We start from the raw sequence: 19545 nt of genomic DNA on the forward strand, positions 1-19545 counted from the left end.
TTCTGGCGTTTCGGAAAGCCCCTCTTGTGAATCAGAGGCATCACTGGCTATTCGTCTCCGCCGCACAATTGGATGGCCAGCGCGGGCATAATTGCGCTGAGAGCCCGGTCACTTAACATCTGGGAGTGCCGGTCCTCCACGGGGACGTCGGTGATGGCCCCGCTGATGAACGGCTGCCACGCATCGCTGCCGGGAGTGCCGGCCGGCACCTCCCGGGTGGCCCGGAAGAACAGCAGCCCGCCGTCGAACACCTGCGGCGGCTCGTCGCGGATCAGCCGCGCCAGTTCGGGGAAGTTCCCCACCATGGCGTTGACGGAGTCCAGCGGAACGGTGCCCAGCGGGTTGTGGTGTTCGCGCAGGATTTCCTGGGCACGCTGCCCGTCCAGTCCGTCTTTGTCTTCGTCAGGCAGCTCGTAGCCCTGGGCGTCGAGATAGCTGGCCCACAGCCCCGGGCCGGTCCCGACGTCGGCGTTGTCCTCCTGGCGGCCGGGGAAGGCATCGAGGATGGCCAGGAACGCCACGTCCTCGCCGAGTTCCTGCAACCGGGTGGCCAGCCGGTGGACCAGGTGCCCGCCGAAGGACCAGCCCATCAGGTGGTACGGGCCCTCCGGCTGCACGGAGCGAAGCTGGGCGATGTAGTCATCCGCCAGTTCGGTCAGGGTTGCGGCCCCGACCGGATGGGTCCGGCCCGGTTCCATCCCTGGCATCTGCAGCCCGATCAGGGGCCGCTCCGGATCCAGCTTGCCCAGCATGGAGGCGAAGCCCCAGCTGATGCCGGACGCCGGGTGCACGGCAAAGAGCGGCAGTTTGGTTCCCGTGGTCCGCAACGGCAGCAACTGCCGCAGGCTGTCCGCGGCGCTCTCCTCCGCGCCCTTGGCCGCCTCGCGAAGCAGGGCCTCGACGGTGGGCGCCCGGAACAGCGACTGGACCGTCAGATCCGTGCCCAGCGCAGCGTTGACCTTGGCGATCAGCGGCTGGGCCAGGAAGGAGTGCCCGCCGAGCTCAAAGAACGATTCGTCCGCGCCGGCCCGGTCCAGGGATAGCACCTCGGCGAAGATCCCTGCGACCGTCTTTTCCCGCGGGGTCCGCGGACCCCGCCCTGAACTGCTTGTCGCGCCCCCGGGATCCGGCAGCGCACCCGCGTCCACCTTGCCGTGCGGGGTCAGGGGCACCTCGGCGATGACGACGACGGCGGCCGGCACCATGTAGTCCGGCAACAGCCCCCGGACGTGGCTGCGGACGGCGGCGGACAGGGTTCCGGCGTCGATTTCGCCTTCGCGTCCGGCTCGGGGGACCGACGCACCGCCGGTTGCCGCCGGTACGACGTAACCGATCAGGCGGGTGCCGCCGTCGTTCCCTACGGCACGCACCACGGCGGCGCCGATGCCGGGAGCACTGCGCAGGGCCTGCTCCACCTCGCCGGGCTCCACCCGGAAGCCGCGGATCTTCAGCTGGTCGTCGTTGCGACCGGCGAAAACCAGCCGGCCGTCCTCGTGCCGGTAGACCACATCGCCGGTGCGGTACATCCGTTCGCCGCCGCCGGCGAAGGGATCCGCGATGAACCGCTCGGCCGTCAGCTCCGGCCGGCCGCGGTAGCCGCGGGCCAGCTGCCGGCCGGCGACGTAAAGTTCGCCGGCCGCGCCGGGCAGGGCGTGCTGCAGCCTGCTGTCCAGGACATAGAGCCGGGTGCCCGCGGTGGGTGCGCCCAGCACGGGTCCGCCGGTGTCTTCGACGCGGGCCAGGACGGTGTCCACGGTGGCCTCGGTGGGTCCGTAGAGGTTCCAGGCCTGGACGCCGGGGTGCGCCGCGACCGTGTCCCAGAGCCCGGCGTCGAACGCTTCCCCGCCGAGGGCCAGGCTGAAGCGTCCGGCCTGCCCGCCCTCGGCGGCGTGAGCGTCGAGCAGCCGGGTGAACCCGGGCTCGGTCAGGAGCTGCCGCAGGTAGCCGGGGGTGGTTTCCCACGCGCTGATGCCGTGCTCCGCGAAGTAGGCGGCGAGCTGCCGGGAGTCGCGGCGGGTCTCATCGCCGATCAGGTGCAGCTCGTGTCCTGCCACCATCCAGAGGATCGGGTCCCAGGAGGCATCGAAGCCGACGCCCGTCGTGTGGGCGACGCGCCGGTGTCCGGCGCCGGCCAGCAGCGTGTCGCGGTGCGAGCCGAGCAGCGCCGCCAGGGCGCCATGGCTGACCTCGACGCCCTTGGGCCGGCCGGTGGAGCCTGACGTGAACATGACATAGGCCAGCTCGCGCGGGTCCGGCGAGGCGACGGCGGCCAGGCCTGCGGCCGCCTCGGCCCCGCCCGGTTCCCGGGAGTTCTCCTGGTCTTCCTCCTGGTCCGCCTCCTGAGGTGCCGCGAGGTCGTCCAGCACCAGCACTCGGGGCCGGACCGTCAGCTCCGCGAGGAGCCGTTCCACCCTGGCCGCCACGGTACGGCTGGTAAGGATCACCGGCGGGGCGGCGTCCTGGATGATGGCCGACGCCCGCTCGTCCGGGTATTCGGTGTCGATCGGGTTGTAGACGCCGCCTGCGGCGAGCACGCCGAACATGCTCTCCACGGTTCCCAGGGAACGGGGAAGCAGGACGGACACCACATCGCCGCGGCTGACCCCCGCCCCGGCCAGGGCGGCGGCGATCCGGGACGCCGACGCGGCGAGCCCGGCAAAGCTCAGGGTCCCGTCCTCTGCGACCAGTGCGGTGCTGTCCGGGGTGGCGCGGACCGTGGCGGCGAGGGCCGCCAGGACGCCGGGCTCCGCGTCGGCCGCTGCGGCCCCGTCCGCGGGGCCCGAGCGGGTTCCGGCGGTGGCCGCCATCAGCGTGATGGCTTCCTCGTCCCCGAGCATGGGGAGCAGGGAAACCGGGGTGTCGGGGGCAGCTGCGGCCAGTTCAAGGAACCGGCCGAAGCTGTCCGCGAGCCGCCGGGCGGTTGCCTCCTCGAACATCGCCGCGTTGTAGTCGACCGTGCCGTCCAGCCCGCTTTCGCTGCCGCTGCCGCCGTCGGGCCGGAAGGTGAAGGAGAGGTCGAACTTGGCCTCGCCAGTCCCCGTTTCCGGCTCGGGCTCCACACGGACGCCGGGGAGCTGCGGGACAGCCGGCGCGTCGTTGTCCACGGTGAGCATGGTCTGGAACAGCGGGTGGCGGCCCAGTTCACGGTCGGGGTTCACGGCTTCGACCAGCCGTTCGAAGGGCACATCGTCATGGTCAAAGGCCGCCAGGATGCTTTCGCGGGACCGGCCGAGCATGGTCCGCAGGCTGGGGTCGCCGGCGGCGTCCACCCGCAGGGGCAGCGTGTTCACGAAGAAGCCGACCAGTTCGCGCAGCGCCGGATCGGTCCGTCCGGCGGTCGGGGAGCCGATGACCAGGTCGTCGCCGGCGCCGCTGCGGTGCAGGAAGGCGGCCAGGGCCGCGTGGAGCGCCATGAACAGGCTTGCGTTCGACGCCGAGGCCAGGCCGTTGAGCGCCGTGACGCTGGCAGGGTCCAGGCGGAAGGCCAGCTGCCGTCCGGGCTGGCGTGATTCGCGGGGCCGGCGGTGGTCCGCCGGCAGCATGAGTTCGGCGGGGATGCCGGAGAGGGTGCTGCGCCAGTGCTCCAGCTTGGCTCTGAGCGCCGTCCCGTCGAGCTGCTGCCGCTGCCAGTTGGCGTAGTCGGCGTACTGCAGGGGCAGCGGCGCCTGACCGGCAGCCGGGTCCTGGCCGACGTCCTTTCCGACCGCAGCCGCATAGGCGGCGGACAGGTCCCGGGCCAGCGGGGCGAGGGAGGCGCCGTCGCTCGCGATGTGGTGCATCACGAGGTGCAGGACCCACTCCGGCGCATCTGCGGACGCGACCGGGATAAGCCTCGCCCGCAGCGGCAGCTCGGAGCGGACATCGAAGCCGCGTTCGGCGTCGTCCCGCAGCAGGCCCGCAACCTCGGCCGGGGCCGCGGCGGCACTGACTGCCAGGCGCATGCCGGCGCCGTGGGTGGCGTCGGCCGGATCCAAGACCAGCTGTTCCGGCACTCCGCCGGTCTCGGGGTAGATGGTCCGGAGGACTTCGTGGCGCCGGAACAGGGCGCCGACGGCGGCGGCCAGCGCCTGCTCGTCCAGCCCGCCGGTGAGGCGCACCGCCAGGGAGATGTTGTACTCCGCCGAGCCCGGGTCCAGCTGGTTGAGGAACCACATCCTGGACTGGGCGTAGGAGAGGGCAAGACGGGCGGGCCGGACGGAATCGGCGCCGGCCAGCCAGTCCGTGAGGGAGGCCGGCTCTGCGGCCCGGTCCCGCTGCGCAGCGACCGGGCCGGTCTCCAGCGCCGCTGCGGAAGCCGCGGACACCGCGGAACCGGCGTTGCCCGTCTGCCGGTGCACCGCTGCCAGCAGCCCCGCAGGGGTGGGTTCATCGAAGAGACTGCGCAGCGGCAGTTCGGTGCCGAAGGCTTCGCGGATGCCGCCCATCATCGAGACCGCGAGCAGGGAATGGCCGCCCAGGACAAAGAAGTCATCGCCCATCGCGACCTCGTCCACGCCCAGGACGCCGGCGAAGATTCCGCACATGGTGCGCTCGTCCGCGGTCGACGGGGCGGCACCGGTGCCGGCGCCGGCAGCGGCGGACGGCGCCGGAAGGGCCTTCCGGTCCAGCTTGCCGTGGGGCGTCAGGGGGATGGCGGGCAGCTGCATCAGAACGGCCGGGACCATGTAGTCGGGCAGCCTGGCGGCGGCCAGGGCACGCAGCTCTTCGGCCCCGGCGGCGCCCGTGTAGTAGGCCACCACGCGGTGGGCAGGATCACCGTCGGCCACGGCCACGGCACGGTCAACCTGCGGATGCGAGGACAGTGCGGCCTCGATCTCGCCGAGTTCGATCCGGAAGCCGCGGACCTTGACCTGCTCGTCCGTGCGGGACAGGAACTCGAGCGAGCCGTCCGGCGTCCGGCGGACCAGGTCTCCGGTACGGTACATCCGGCTGCCGTCGGCGGCGAAGGGGTTGGCCACGAAACGGGAGGACGTCTCGGCGGGGCGCCGGTCGTAGCCGCGCGCCATCCCGGGACCGGCAAGGTACAGCTCGCCCGGGACGCCGGCCGGCGCCAGCGCCAGGTACTGGTCCAGGACAAAGGTGTCCGTGTTGGCGATGCCGCGGCCGATGGCCGGTGAACCGCCGCTGATCTCCGCGGTCACCGAGTCCACAGTGAATTCGGTGGGGCCGTAGAAGTTGTGCGCCGAGACCTCCGGCGCTTCAGCCAGCTGCGTCCACAGCCCGGCGGTCACGGCCTCGCCGCCGAGCGCCAGCAACAGCGGCTGTTCCCGTGACGCGTCGAGCAGGCCGCTCTGCAGCAGTTGGCCGGCGTAGGACGGCGTCGTTTCCAGCACATCGATACCGTTGCTCCGGCAGTAACCGGCGAGCGACTCGGCGTCTCCGCGGACCTCGTCGGCCACCATGTGGAGTTCCGCTCCGGCGACCAGCCACAGCATCGGGTCCCAGGCGGCGTCGAAGCCGAGGCCGGCGATGTGCGCCACGGACACTGTTCCGTCCGGTCCGGCGGCCTCGAAGCGCGGGGCGTACAGCGTGCGGTGGTGGTGCCGGTAGAGGTTGGCGAGGGCGCCGTGCGGCACGGCCACCCCCTTGGGGCGTCCGGTGGAACCGGAGGTGTAGAGCACGTAGGCCAGGTCGCCCGCGGCCGGGCGGCGCTGTACCAGGGCCGCGTCGGAGATGCAGGCACCCGCGGCCAGCAGGGTGCTGATGTCCAGCGTCCGCGGACCTTCGGAGCCGTGATCAGCCGCCGCCGGTGCGCCGGAGATCACGACGGCGGGAGCGCCGTCCTCGAGGATGACCCGGATCCGCTCCTCCGGGTAGGAGAGGTCCACGGGGATGTAGACCGCGCCCGCGGCCAGCACCGCCAGGGCGGCAGCGACGACGTCGGCCGTGCGCGGCAGGGCCACGGCGACCCGGTCGCCGGGTTCCACTCCGGAGGCCACCAGCCCCTTGGCGAGGGCCCGGACCCGGCCATGGAGCGAGCCGAAGCTGGCGCCGACGTCGGTTCCCGAGTCGTCGATGAGCGCCGACGCGTCAGGGGTCCGTGCCACGGTGGCCAGAAAGGCGTCGACGACGGTTTCCGGCCCGTCCCCGTCCGTCGCGGGGTCCCCGGTGTGAAGGCTCTGCGCCAGGGCGAGCCGGTGCTGCTCCGCGGACTGGATCCGGAGCCGGTCCAGGGTGATCCCGGGATCCGCGGCGAACTGATCGGCCACGGCCAGGAAGCCGGCAACGAGCTGCTCGACGGTGGCCCGGGTGAACAGGGCAGGGTTGTAGGCCAGCGAGCCGCGGATGCCGGCGGCAGACGCGGTGGCACCTTCAGCAGGGCCTTCGTCACCAGGGCTTTCTTCAACCAGGTCCAGCAGCAGGTCGAACTTGGCCCCGCCCGGTTCCTGGCTGAGGTCCGCGGTGGCCCCGAGACCGTCCATGGAGAGCCCGGCCGCCGCCGTGTTCTGCAGCGTGAGCATGACCTGGAAGAGCGGGTGGCGGTGCTGTGACCTGGCCGGATTGAGCTCCTCGACCACGCGCTCGAAGGGTGCGTCCTGGTTGGCGTAGGCGTGCAGGTTGGTGTATCTGACGCTGTCCACCAGCTCCGCGGCAGTGGGGTTGCCGGAGGTGTTGGTCCGGAGCACCAGGGTGTTGACGAAGAAGCCCACCAGCTCGTTGAGCTGGGTGTCCGTCCGGCCGGCCACCGGCGTGCCGAGGGGGATGTCTTCGCCCGCGCCGGACTTGGTGAGCAGCGCCGCGAGAGCGGCCTGCAGCACCATAAAGAGGCTGGCGTTGTGTTCGCGTGCCAGCGCGTTGAGCCGGGCGCCGGTCTCCGGGCTGATGGTGAGGGGAACGGACGACGCCGGTTCGGCGGTTCCCTGCGCGCCACGGATGAAGTCGAACGGCAGCCGCAGCTCCTCGGGGGCGCCCCGCAGTTCTCGGGTCCAGAACTCGAGCTGGCGGGAAATGGCGCTCGCCGGATCTTCCTCGCTGCCCAGTTCTTTGCGCTGCCACAGCGTGTAGTCGGCGTACTGCACCGGAAGCGGGGCCAAGGGGGTGTCCGTGCCGCCCGCCAGGGCGTTGTAGGCGAGTGAGAGATCTCGTGCGAGCGGGGCGAGGGACCAGCCGTCCGCGGCGATGTGGTGCAGCGTAAGAGCCAGCACATGGTGGTCCGGGGCCAGCTGGAACAGGACGGCGCGCAGCGGCAGTTCGTGGGTGACGTCGAAGCCGCGCCGGGTTTCGGCCGCGAGGGCGCCGGGCAGTACCTCGGCGGTGCACTGGACAGCCAGCAGTTCCACGGGGTGCCCGGACAGGATCCGCTGGGCGGGTTCGCCGTCGACCAGCGGGAAAACCGTCCGCAGGGATTCGTGGCGGTCTGCCACCTGATTGATCGCACCATGAAGCGCCGGGACGTCCAGGGTGCCCTTGAGCTCCAACACCACGGGAATGTTGTAGGCGCCGGACGCTGGGTCGAAGCGGTTCAGGAACCAGAGCCGGCGCTGGGCGAAGGAAAGCGGAATGACGGACGGGCGTTCCACCGGCCCCAGCGGGTTCGCGTTGCCGGCTCCCAGCTCAAGCGTCTCGGCGAGGGCCGCCACGGTGGCCTGTTCAAACACGGTGCGCAGGGCCGGGGCGACGCCGGTCCGGTCCCGCAGCAGGGCCACGAGGCGGGTTGCCAGCAGGGAGTGTCCGCCGAGGTCGAAGAAGTCATCGTCCAGCCCCACGGCGTCGAGCCCGAGGACTTCCTTGAAGGCGTCGGCCACGATCCGTTCGCGCTCGTTGCGGGGCGCGGAGACGGCGGTTTCCTGCTCCGGTGCGGGAAGCGAGCGGGTATCCAGCTTGCCGTTTGCGGTCAGCGGGATGGCCGCGATCTGCTGCACGGCGGCGGGCACCATGTAATCGGGCAGCTGCCGGCGGAGGAGCTGGCGGAGCTCGGCAGTATCCAGGCCGGAGCCGTCCGGTTCGGCACCGTTCGGGCCGGCGCCCTCAGTCGCGGCAGCGGTCACGTAGCCGAGCAGCTGGTCGTAGCCGGCCCGGTTCTTCGTGACGGCGACGGCGGCGTGCTCCACGCCGTCGAGGCTGCGGAGGACCTCCTCGATTTCGGCGAGCTCGATCCGGAAGCCCCGGATCTTGACCTGGGCGTCCATGCGCCCGCGGAACTCGAGCGTCCCGTCCGCAAGGCGCCGGACGACGTCGCCCGTCCGGTACATGCGGGAGCCGTCCGGGACGAACGGGTCGGCGACGAACCGTTCGGCGCTGAGTCCGGGCTGGTCCAGGTAGCCGCGTGCCAGGTTGATGCCGGCGACGTACAGCTCGCCGATGGCGTTGACGGGGACGGGGTTCAGGCCGGAGTCCAGGATGTAGTGCCGGCTGTTGGCCACGGAGTCACCGAGGGTCGGTTCGGTGCCCGGCTGCATCACGGCGGTGAGGGAATCGACCGTCGTCTCGGTAGGCCCATAGAAGTTGTAGGCCACCAGCCCGTCCTTCTCCGCGAGGGCGTTCCACAGCGGGGAATCCACGGCCTCGCCGCCGAGGGCCACCACCGACGGGTGGCTGTCCTGGTCGAAGAGGCCGCCGGCGAGGAGGACCTTGGCGAAGGACGGGGTGGTTTCGATTGAGTCGATGCCCGTGCCGGCCAGGTAGCTGCTCAACGCTTCCGGGTCGCGGCGGGTCTGGTTGTCCACAAGATGGAGTTCATGGCCGGCGATGAGCCAGAGGATGGGGTCCCAGGAGGCGTCGAAGGAGAGCCCGGCGGTGTGCGCGACCCGCAGTTTCCGCCCGAGTCGCTCTTCCGCGGGCAGGAAGATGCTGTCCCGGTGCGAGGTGTAGAGGTTCAGCAGGGCGAGGTGCTCGACGCCGACGCCCTTGGGCCGGCCGGTGGAGCCGGACGTGAAGATGACGTACGCGAGATCCTGTTGCCCGGCCGGGCATTCCAGCGCCGACCCTTCCTTGCCTTCCAGGCAGGACACCATCAGCGCGGCATCCAGCACGGTGACGGGGACGTCCGTGGCGAGGTCGGCATGGCCGGCGTCCCCGCCGGTGAACGCGGCGGACGTCAGCAGGCGGACCGGGGCAGCATCTTCGAGCATGCCCTCGACCCTGCCCGCGGGGTAGTCCGGGTCCAGCGGCAGGTACGCGGCCCCGGACTTCAGGACCGCCAGGAGTGCGACGGGCAGCAGGACGCTGCGGTCCAGCCGGACGGCAACGGTTTGCCCGGGGCCGGCCCCGTGGCTGCTCAGGAACCTGGCCAGCTGGTTCGAACGGGATTCCAGCTCCCCGAACGTGAGTTCGCCGTCGGGCGCGACGACGGCGGTCCGGGAACCGGACTCCCGGGCGCTGAGCCGGAATTCCTCCACGATGGTGTACCGGGGGAGGGCCGTGTCACCGGCGTCTCCGGCGGCCAGCAGGGAGCGTTCCTCGACGGCGGTGGTCACCGACAGGGCGGCCAGGAGGGCTTCGGGCTGGGTGGCCACATCGGTGAGGAGCCGGACGAAACGGTCCAGGTGCTCCTCCAGTTGGGGCTTGGTGTAGAGGGCGGCGTTGGCTTCGAACTGGACTCGGGGTCCCGGTTTTGCCGGTGCCTTCCCAGTGCCGGCGGCGGATCCGGCGTCGAGCCCGTGGACGATGATCGAGAGGTCGTCGATGGGGCCGGTGGACAGGATGTTCACCGTGCCCCGGGCCGCGCCGAAGCTGATGTCATCCAGGACGGGCAGGATGTTGACCGAGGGGCCCCGGTAGCCGCTGTGGGCATTGAGGTCCTCGAAGCGGCCGCGCTGGTGGACCACGGCTCCGCGGAGGGTGGCACCCGTGGCCGTGATGGTGTCGCGGACTGTCGCGCCGGGCTCGACGGCCATCCGGATCGGCACGATATTGGAGAGCATCGACGGAGTGGATTTCGCCAGTTTGCCGCGGCGCGCCGTCACGGGCAGGGCCACGGAGACGTCGCGCTCGCCGGTGATCCGGTGCAGATACAGCGCGGCCGTGGTGAGGACGAGTGCCGGCGCGGAACCGGCGGCGGACTGGAGGGCGGCGGCGGCCGCGTCCGGCAACGTCCTGGCGGCTCGGACCAGCGAACTGGCCGCGCCCGGGGGCCGGCCGGCGAGTCCTGCCGCGGCCGGGGCGTCCCGCAACTGGTCTTCCCAGTAGGCCCGGTCGACGTCGGCGGTGTCGGAGCCGGCGTAGTAATCCTCTGCGGCCAGGAGCTCGGCCAGGGCGCCGAAGGCCGGAGTTGTGGTGTTGTTGCCCGCGTTCTCCGGTTCCTCCAGCAGCCCGTGATAGAGCTCGGCCACGCGCTGGAGCACCAGCACGGCCGAGTAACCGTCCAGCATGAGGTGGTGGACCCGCTGGTAGAAGAAATGCCTGTCGTCGGAGAGCCTGATGAGTTCGGTGTGGAGCAGTTCGTCCGTGACGACGTCGCGGGCGCGGCCCAGGTCCGAGTCCATCAGCACCCGGGCTTCAGCCTCGGGGTCCTTGGCGCCGCTCAGGTCCGTGACCTCCAACCCGGCCGGGTTGGGCCGGGGGAGCTGGAACGGACCCGCGTGGTCCTCCCCGAAGGCCATGTTGAGGGCGTCTGTCCCGGCCACGGCCCGCGCGACGGCGTCGGCCAGAGCCGGCACGTCGAGTGGCCCCTCGATCTCGACGAACTGTCCGATCTGGTACATCGGGTTCTCCGGCGCCAGCTGCTGCGCATACCAGATGCCCCGCTGGGCGGGGCTCAGGTCGAGCCGGCCCGCGGAGTTGTCGGGCTGGGCATTCAGGGGTTTCGGGGACATGTTCCTTCTCGGGTATCTCGAGGGGCAGGGTGGGCGCATTCAGGGCGCACGAAAGGGAGCCGCGCCGTGGGTTCAGACAGAATGATCCCCGGCAGGCCGGCCAGTGCGGCCGGGCTGCCAGGGATCAGGGGAGTGCCGGGAGGGCTACTGGAACTGCCCGAACTGGAAGGGGCCGGTCCCGCCGGTGTTCACGAGCGGGCCGTCCACGAGGGGGCCGTTGATGACTCCGCCGTCGACCAGCGGGCCAAAGGTGAACTCGTTGTTGGACGCCGGGTCGCTGCTCACCGCGGTGGTGTCAGGGACGATGGCGGCCTGGGCCGGCATGGAACTTACGGCGAGGGCAGAGAATGCCAGGGCTGATCCGGCAGCGATCCGGGCAGTGGTCTTCAGGGTCTTAGTCACGTTCATCTCCAGTTAGGTAGCCGTACAGTTTCCACGCACCAAAAAGGTGTCATAGGTGTATTCGGACCTGCGTGGAACCCGGATGGGTCGGGCGCGGTCAGGCGGGGAGCGGGGAAGTCGGGACCGGGGCCGCGGTCAGTGAGCGTGCCTGGCCCGCAGGATCATCTTGAACAGTTCGCCGAGGACCAGCAGCGCGACGGCCGGGATGAGGCAGGCCAGCCACTGCTCGCCGTTCAGCGCCACGGTGCCGAACAGGTCCTGCATCACGCGCATCTGGGTGATCAGCATGGAGCCGATGAAGGCCCACGCGAACGCCCAGAGCAGCTTCGGGTTGGAGATCGTGGAGGGCCCGAAGGCGCTCTCGGTGGGGTAGCGCAGGTTGAGGGCGACGGCGATGTTCATCAGCCCCAGACCCACGATGGCCATGCTCTGGCCGATTTCGAGGGAGCCGTAGGAGGTCTTGCCGATCTGCACGAGGACCAGCGTCGCTGCCGCCATGAACAGCCCGACGACGAACAGGCGCACCATCATCGAACGGACGATGATCGGTTCGTTGAAGGGCCGGGGCTTGCGGTCCATGATGCCCGGCGTCGCGAGGTCCAGGCCCATCACGGCACCGATCGGCGCGACGATCGCCATGTGGATCCACAGCACCTGGGCCGGGCTGAGCAGCGCCGTGCCGGCGATCGCGAAGGCCGAGGACCCGATGAAAGCGAGGATGAACATAAACAGGTTGGCGACCTGGATCCGGATGAACTTCTGCAGGTTGTCATACACCAGCCGGCCCTGCTCGACGGCTGTCACGATGGTGGCGAAGTTGTCGTCCGCCAGGATCATCTTGGCCGCGCCCTTGGCGACGTCGGTGCCCGTGATGCCCATCGCGATCCCGATATCTGCCGCGGCAATGGCGGGCGCGTCGTTCACGCCGTCGCCCGTCATCGCGACGATGTGGCCCTTGCGCTTGAGCACCTCAACCAGCCGGACCTTGTGCTCGGGGGCAACCCGGGCGATCACGCCGATACCGTCCACCTGGCTGTCGGCCTCGTCGTCACTCATCGCCGCGAACTCGGCCCCGGTAACCGCGCGGCCCCGGATGCCCAGCTCGTCGGCGATCGCGGCCGCGGTGATGGCGTGGTCGCCAGTGATCATCCTGACCCGGATGCCGGCATGTTTGGCTTTGGCGATGGCGGCCACGGCCTCGGCCCGCGGCGGGTCCACCTCGCCGATCAGCGCACAAATTTCCAGGTCCTGCATCAGCTCCATGAGGTCGCCCGAGGGCTGGAACGTCGCCGGGTCGAACTCGCGCTGCGCCAGGGCGAGTACCCGCCGGCCCTGGCTGGCGATGCGCTCGTTCGCGTCGAGCACTTTGGCCCGCATCTCCTCGGTGAGCAGCTCAGCCCGGCCGCCGGGGAACCGCCCGGAGGACGATCTGTTGAGCACGACGTCGGGCGCCCCCTTCACGTAGGCGCGGATCACGGGCCTGCCGTCCGCCCCCGGCATCCGGTGGAAAGTGGCCATGAACTTGTAGTCGGAGTCGAAAGGCACCGACGCCACCCGCGGGTTGTTCCGGCGGAACTCCCTGACGTCCACGCCGCCCTTCTGCGCGAGCACGTACAGCGCCGCCTCCGTGGGGTCCCCGATGACCTCGCCGTCCTGGATATCGGAGTCGTTGCACAGCGCACAAGGGAACATGACGTAGTCGAGGTCCTGCTCGGCGTCGCCGGTGGTCCGCTGGACCTGCCCGTCGAAGCTGTAGCCCTCGCCGCTGACGGTGTAATGGTGCTGCACGGTCACGAACTCGCGCACCGTCATCTGGTTGAGGGTGAGGGTGCCGGTCTTGTCCGAGTTGATGGCCGAGGTGGAGCCCAGCGTCTCGACGGCGGGAAGGACCTTCATGATGGCGTTCTTCTTGGCCATGTTGACCGAGCCCACGGACAGGATCGTGGTGACGACGGCGGGCAGCGCATCCGGGATGGAGCCGACGGCCAGCGCCACACCGATCCCGAAGAGCACCGCGAAGGACTCGCCTTGGGCCAGGCCCATCACCACGATGGCGACAAAGGCGAAGAGGGCGGCGATGATAATAAAGATCGTGAGCCGGTCCACCTGCTTGGTGAGCGGCGTCTTCTCCACTTTCTGCCCGGACAGCATGTGGGCGATGTGGCCGACCTCCGAGCCCATGCCGGTGGTGGTGACGAGGATCTCGCCGTGGCCCCGGGTCACGTTGGTGTTCATAAACGCCATGTTGAGGCGGTCCCCGATGCCGACGTCGTGCCGGCCGATGACGGCGATGTCCTTTTCGACCGCGACGCTCTCGCCGGTCAGGGCGCCCTCCTCGATCTGGAGCGTCGCCGCCAGGATGACCCTGCCATCGGCGGGGACGCGGTCACCGGCGTCGACCACCACAATGTCGCCGGGCACGATCTGCTCGGCCGGGATCTCCGCCATGTCGCCGTCGCGCCGCACTTTGGCCATCGACTTCATCATCTGCCCCAGGGAGGCTGCAGCCGCTTCGGCCTTGCCTTCCTGGTGATAGCCCAGCCACGCGTTGAACAGCGTCAGGATGGCGAGTCCGATCGCGGTCCCGTATTCCTCGATCAACAGGCTTACCAGCGCGGCGACCACGAGCACGATCTGCATGTAGTCCTTGTAGTGCTTGAAGAACCGTTTCCAGACAGGCTCCTGCTTAGCGGCGGCCAGGGCGTTCGGTCCATACTCCTGCAGCCGCTGTTGCGCCTCTGCGGTGGTCAACCCGCGGGCAGGATCAACGCCAAGCCGGCCCGCGACCTCCCCGGGCGGGAGTGTGTACCACGTCGCGTCCGCGTCGGCTTCGGCCACCTCGGCTGCTGCACCGGACTTGTCGTTCATGACTTCCTCCTCATCGCGGGCGCTGCTCAGAACGGAGTCGGGATCTGCCGCACCGCGAGGGTCGGTTCGCTGTAGTCCCCGGCCTTCTGGCGCTTCGGCAGTTCGACGTCGAGTCCCGGGTACGGCTCGTACGGCACCTGGCTCAGCAGATGGCTGATGATGTTAAGTCGGCCGCGCTTCTTGACTTCGTTGTTCGCGACGTACCAGGGCGCCCAGGCGGTGTCGGTCGCGGCGAACATGGCGTCCCTTGCCCGGGAGTAGTCGTACCACTTGCTGTAGGACTTGAGGTCCATCGGCGAGAGCTTCCACGTCTTGCGCGGGTCGTCCATGCGGCTCTCGAGCCGCCGGGTCTGCTCGTCCGCGCTGACCTCGAGCCAGTACTTGAGCAGGATGATGCCGGAGTCGACCATGGCCTTCTCCACGAGCGGGGCCATGTTGAGGAACCTCTGGGTCTGCTCCGGGGTGCAGAAACCCATCACAGGCTCGACGCCGGCACGGTTGTACCAGCTGCGGTCGAAGATGACCACCTCGCCGGCCGCCGGGAAATGCGACATGTAGCGCTGGAGGTACATCTGGGATTTTTCCCGGTCCGTCGGGGTGGGGAGCGCCACCACCCGGAACACCCGGGGGCTCACCCGCTCGACGATGCGCTTGATGGTGCCGCCCTTGCCGGCCGTGTCGCGGCCCTCGAACACGATGCAGATCTTGGCGCCGGTGGACTTCACCCATTCCTGCAGCGCGACCAGTTCGCCCTGCAGCTTGGCCATCTCCGCCTCGTACTCCTTGCGGCGCATTTTTGTCCCGAGCTCCTCGTCGGCGCTCTTTTTCTTTTTCTTGCCCACGATCGGCCTCCTAGTCGGGTACTTCCTAGGGCGAATCAGGCAACGGAACTGCGACGTCGATGGGGCCGGCGCTTCCGTCCGTGAACATGCTGCGGGCGGGCGCAGGCACCATTTCCGGGCACTCTTGTGCAGCGTGCTGCCTCTCCCAGTCTCGCCATCGGCTGCAGCCCGGTCTACGGCCCTAAGACCCTATTGGGTCAGCGCGGGTGCCGGGCGCTCAGCCGCTGAACGGCCAGCGCGAGCCAGAGCTGCACCCGGTCCGACGTCTGGGCCGGGTCGTAGCCGGTCAGCTCGGTGATCTGGGCGAGCCGGTAGCGGACCGTGTTCCGGTGCAGCGTGAGCTCTTCGGCCACGGCCGCCACGGAGCCGTTGTTGTTCAGGTAGCTCTCCAGCGTGGTCATCAGTTCGGCGCCGTGGGTCGCATCGAAGGTCCGGAGCGGGTTCAGCGATTCGTTCGCCATGTCCGCCAGCGGCACGTCCTCGCTGGCCAGCAGCAGCGACGTCAGGCTCAGCCGCTCCGGTTCGTTCACGGGCAGGCCGTGGCTTGCCGCGTCGCGGGCCTCGAAGTAGCTCCAGCGCAGCCCATTCGGTTTCGTGTACGCTCCGCCGATTCCGATCGTGGCGTGGATCCCCGCCTCGGCCAGATGGTCGCTGAGGCTCCGGGCCAGCGCGCTGGCGCCGCTCCCGTCGTCGGGGAGCACCGCCACCAGGTCCTTGCCGACGACGGCGCTCACCGATTTCTCCAGCGGCTGCGGCAGGGAGGACGTCCCGAGCTGTTTGAAGTGCGCGGCGGACTCGGCCAGCAGGACCACGTTCCTGCGGGTGCTGTTGACGCCGATGCCGGCGAGCCGCCGGGTGGCCTCGCTGGGGTCCAGCGTCCCGTGGATCACGTCCTCCAGGACCTGTCCGGCCAGGGCGCGCTGGGACTGGCGCTGCTTGACCATGTTGTTGAGCTCGACGCTGATCAGGTTCTGGGCGTAGCCCACAATTCCCGAGTCCTCGAACGGCTGCTTCACCCACAGGGTGCACGCGTCGCGGCGGCCGGTGGGAATCGGAAATGACGCCCAGCCGTCGGCGCTCGGTGCGGGACTGCCCGCCGCACTGTTGTAGAGCTGGGCCGTGAACTGGGTCAGCACGATTTCCGTCCGCAGCATGGACCCGAGATGCTTGAGGAGTTCGGCGAGGCCGCCGCCGGTGAGCAGGGCGCGGGCAAGGATCTGGTGCCCGGCGATGAGCCGCTCCAGCTTGGTGAAGTGGTCCGCCGACTGGGCGTCCGCGACGAGCTTGCCGATCGCGATGAACGGCGTCTCATACGGGACTTCGACCACCGGCAGCCCCCAGCGGTTGGCCTCCGCGATCAGGGCGGGCGGCACGGCGTCGTGCGTCAGGCCGATCCCGAAGCCGATCCCCACCGCCCCGGCGCGCTGGACCTGGCGGACGAAGCGGCGCTGTTCCGGGGCGCTCTTGAGCCGCATTCCGGTGGTGAGGACCAGTTCGCCGCCGTTGAGGAAGCGCTGCGGGTCCTCCTGCTCCGTGACGGCCACCCAGAGAATGTCCTGGTGCCAGGTGGTCTCAGCGAGGCCTGCCTTGGCGAGTTTGAGGGAGGGAACCCCCAACAGGGCAGCAAGTGAAATGGCCATGGATTCAGGATAACCGGGGGCTGGTCAAGCGCACTAAAATATGGCGGCAACGGTGTGCAGGTGACTATTCCCCGGGGTTGACCGGCTGGCATAGGCTCGGAGCAGTCTCATTGGGTCCTTTTCAGCGTGAAAGAGGTTGTACACCGTGGTTCAAACCTTGCAGAACTTCATCAACGGCGAGTTTGTCACCCCCGCCGGAACCGGGGTGCTGGACATCGTCAATCCCACCAACGGCGACGTCGTCGCCGTCTCTCCGATCTCGGTGGGGGCCGACGTCGACGCCGCCATGACGGCCGCGCAGGACGCCTTCAAAACCTGGAAGCACACGACGCCGGGGCAGCGCCAGCTGATGCTGCTCAAGCTCGCCGACGCCGTCGAGGCCAACAGCGACGAACTCGTCGAGGCCCAGCACCGCAACACCGGCCAGGTCCGCTCGCTGATCGCCTCCGAGGAGGTTGCCGCCGGCGCCGACCAGCTGCGCTTCTTCGCGGGCGCCGCCCGCATCATGGAGGGCAAGTCCGCCGGAGAATACTTCGAGGGCCATACCTCCTACGTCCGGCGCGAACCGATCGGCGTCGTCGCGCAGGTGGCACCTTGGAACTACCCGTTCCTCATGGCCATCTGGAAGATTGGCCCCGCACTGGCCGCGGGCAACACCGTGGTGCTCAAGCCCTCGGACACCACCCCGGAGTCCACGCTCGTCCTGGCCCGCCTCGCCGGGGAGATCTTCCCGGCCGGCGTGCTCAACGTCGTCCTGGGCACCGGGGAGACCGGCGCGCTGATGGTGGAGCACAAGGTCCCCGGCCTCGTCTCCATCACCGGTTCCGTCCGGGCCGGCATCGCTGTCGCGTCCGGGGCCGCGAAGGGCCTCAAGCGTGCCCACCTGGAGCTCGGCGGCAAAGCCCCCGCCATCGTGTTCAAGGACGCCGACATCAAGAAGAGCGCCGCGGCCATCGCCGAATTCGCGTTCTTCAACGCCGGCCAGGACTGCACGGCGATTACCCGCGTCCTGGTCCAGGACGAAATCCACGACGACGTCGTCGCAGCCATGGTGGAACACACCAAGACCCTGCACACCGGTTCACAGAACGACGAGGACAACTACTTCGGCCCGCTCAACAACGTGAACCACTTCAATGCCGTGACCTCGGTGGTGGAGCACCTCCCGGCGAACTGCAGGATCGAAACCGGCGGCCACCGCGCCGGGGAGAAGGGCTTCTTCTTCGAGCCCACGATCATCACCGGTGCCAAGCAGAGCGACGACATCGTGCAGAAGGAAACCTTCGGCCCCGTCATCACGGTGCAGAAGTTCAGCACCGAGGACGAGGCCGTGGAACTGGCCAACGACGTCGACTACGCCCTCGCCTCCAGCGTCTGGACCACCGACCACGGCACGGCCATGCGCGTCAGCCGCGACCTGGACTTCGGCGCCGTATGGATCAACACCCACATCCTCCTCACCGCCGAGATGCCGCACGGAGGCTTCAAGCAGTCCGGCTACGGCAAGGACCTTTCCATGTACGGCGTCGAGGACTACACCCGCATCAAGCACGTCATGAGTGCGCTGGACGCCTGAGTCCCCACCGGCACCCTAACCTCGCTCCGCTTCGGCCAGGGAACCCTGCCGGCGTGGCCCCATTAAGTCAAGAAAGGCTCTCCCATGACCACCACCGCCCATGACATCACCTACCGTCTTGAGCAGAAGCGCCGCGTCCAGGCCGACTTCCCGGGCCCCAAGTCCGTCGCCCTGACCGAACGCCGCAAGGCCGTCGTCGCGGCCGGCGTCGCGTCCACTGTCCCCGTTTACGTCGCCGACGCCGACGGCGGCATCATCCATGACGTCGATGGCAACTCCTTCATCGACCTTGGCTCCGGCATTGCCGTGACCAGCGTCGGTGCCTCCGACCCGGCCGTCGTCGGGGCCGTCAAGGAAGCTGTGGAGCACTTCACCCACACCTGCTTCATGGTCACGCCCTACGAAGGCTATGTCGCCGTCGCCGAGCAGCTGAACCGCCTCACCCCGGGTGACCACGAGAAGCGCACCGTGTTGTTCAACTCCGGTGCCGAAGCGGTGGAGAACGCCGTTAAGGTGGCCCGCCTGGCCACCGGCCGGGACGCCGTCGTCGCGTTCGACCACGCCTACCACGGCCGCACCAACCTGACCATGGCGCTGACCGCCAAGGCAATGCCCTACAAGACCAACTTCGGCCCGTTCGCGCCCGAGGTGTACCGCATGCCGATGAGCTACCCCTACCGCGAGGAAAACCCGGAGATCACCGGTGCCGAGGCCGCCAAGCGCGCCATCACCATGATCGAGAAGCAGCTCGGCGGCGACCAGGTGGCCGCGATCATCATCGAACCGATCCAGGGCGAGGGCGGCTTCATCGTTCCCGCCGAGGGTTTCCTGCCGGCGCTGGCGGCCTGGGCCAAGGACAAGGGCGTCGTCTTCATCGCCGACGAGGTCCAGTCCGGTTTCTGCCGCACCGGTGAGTGGTTCGCCGTGAACCACGAGGGCGTCGTCCCGGACATCATCACCATGGCCAAGGGCATCGCCGGCGGCATGCCGCTCTCCGCCATCACCGGCCGCGCCGACCTGCTCGACGCCGTCCACCCGGGCGGCCTCGGCGGCACCTACGGCGGCAACCCGGTCGCGTGCGCCGCGGCCCTGGCGTCGATCGGCTCGATGGAGCAGTACGGCCTCAACGCCCGCGCCAAGCACATCGAGGAGCTCGCCCTCGGCAAGCTGCGCGAACTGGCCGCTGAGCAGCCTGTGATCGGCGACGTCCGCGGCCGCGGTGCGATGCTGGCGATCGAACTGGTCCAGGCCGGTTCGAAGGAACCGAACCCGGAGCTGACCAAGGCCGTTGCCGCCGCCTGCCTCAAGGAGGGCGTCATCATCCTCACCTGCGGCACCTACGGCAACGTCATCCGGCTGCTGCCGCCGCTGGTCATCAGCGACGAGCTGCTGCTGGACGGGCTCCAGGTCCTGGCCGCGGCCATCAAGGCCAACGCCTGAGCCATCCGGACACCGGAGGGTCC

At 69.5% G+C, this 19545-nt stretch carries 7 protein-coding genes; 2 read left to right on the top strand and 5 right to left on the bottom strand.

Annotation, left to right across the window (positions count from 1 at the left end):
- Positions 1-47: 47 nt before the first annotated feature.
- The 5 genes from AC1DF4_RS00985 to AC1DF4_RS01005 all read right to left on the bottom strand — a co-directional run bounded on the left by AC1DF4_RS00985 (position 48) and on the right by AC1DF4_RS01005 (position 16506).
- On the bottom strand, positions 48-10754 hold the full coding sequence (locus tag AC1DF4_RS00985; RefSeq protein WP_476911151.1) for an amino acid adenylation domain-containing protein: 10707 nt from the start codon (positions 10752-10754) through the stop codon (positions 48-50).
- Positions 10755-10898: 144 nt separating this feature from the next.
- Positions 10899-11156, bottom strand: coding sequence for a hypothetical protein (locus AC1DF4_RS00990; protein ID WP_476911152.1), 258 nt, complete (start codon positions 11154-11156; stop codon positions 10899-10901).
- A gap of 135 nt (positions 11157-11291) precedes the next feature.
- The gene (locus AC1DF4_RS00995) at positions 11292-14024 is read right to left on the bottom strand and encodes a cation-translocating P-type ATPase (RefSeq protein ID WP_476911153.1); all 2733 of its coding nucleotides are present in this window, start codon (positions 14022-14024) and stop codon (positions 11292-11294) included.
- Between the two features lie 26 nt (positions 14025-14050).
- A complete protein-coding gene (gene ppk2 / locus AC1DF4_RS01000; RefSeq protein WP_476911154.1) occupies positions 14051-14866 on the bottom strand; it encodes a polyphosphate kinase 2 in 816 nt (271 codons plus the stop codon).
- Between the two features lie 197 nt (positions 14867-15063).
- Positions 15064-16506 (bottom strand): PucR family transcriptional regulator, encoded by a 1443-nt coding sequence (locus tag AC1DF4_RS01005; RefSeq protein WP_476911155.1) that lies wholly within the window; start codon positions 16504-16506, stop codon positions 15064-15066.
- A gap of 145 nt (positions 16507-16651) precedes the next feature.
- Between AC1DF4_RS01005 and AC1DF4_RS01010 the strand changes: the two genes are divergently transcribed.
- Both AC1DF4_RS01010 and gabT read left to right on the top strand, forming a co-directional pair.
- The gene (locus tag AC1DF4_RS01010; protein ID WP_476911156.1) at positions 16652-18082 is read left to right on the top strand and encodes a gamma-aminobutyraldehyde dehydrogenase; all 1431 of its coding nucleotides are present in this window, start codon (positions 16652-16654) and stop codon (positions 18080-18082) included.
- 84 nt (positions 18083-18166) lie between these two features.
- On the top strand, positions 18167-19522 hold the full coding sequence (gene gabT / locus AC1DF4_RS01015) for a 4-aminobutyrate--2-oxoglutarate transaminase (protein WP_476911157.1): 1356 nt from the start codon (positions 18167-18169) through the stop codon (positions 19520-19522).
- Positions 19523-19545: the final 23 nt, after the last annotated feature.

The organism is Arthrobacter sp. 05N429, assembly GCF_056397045.1.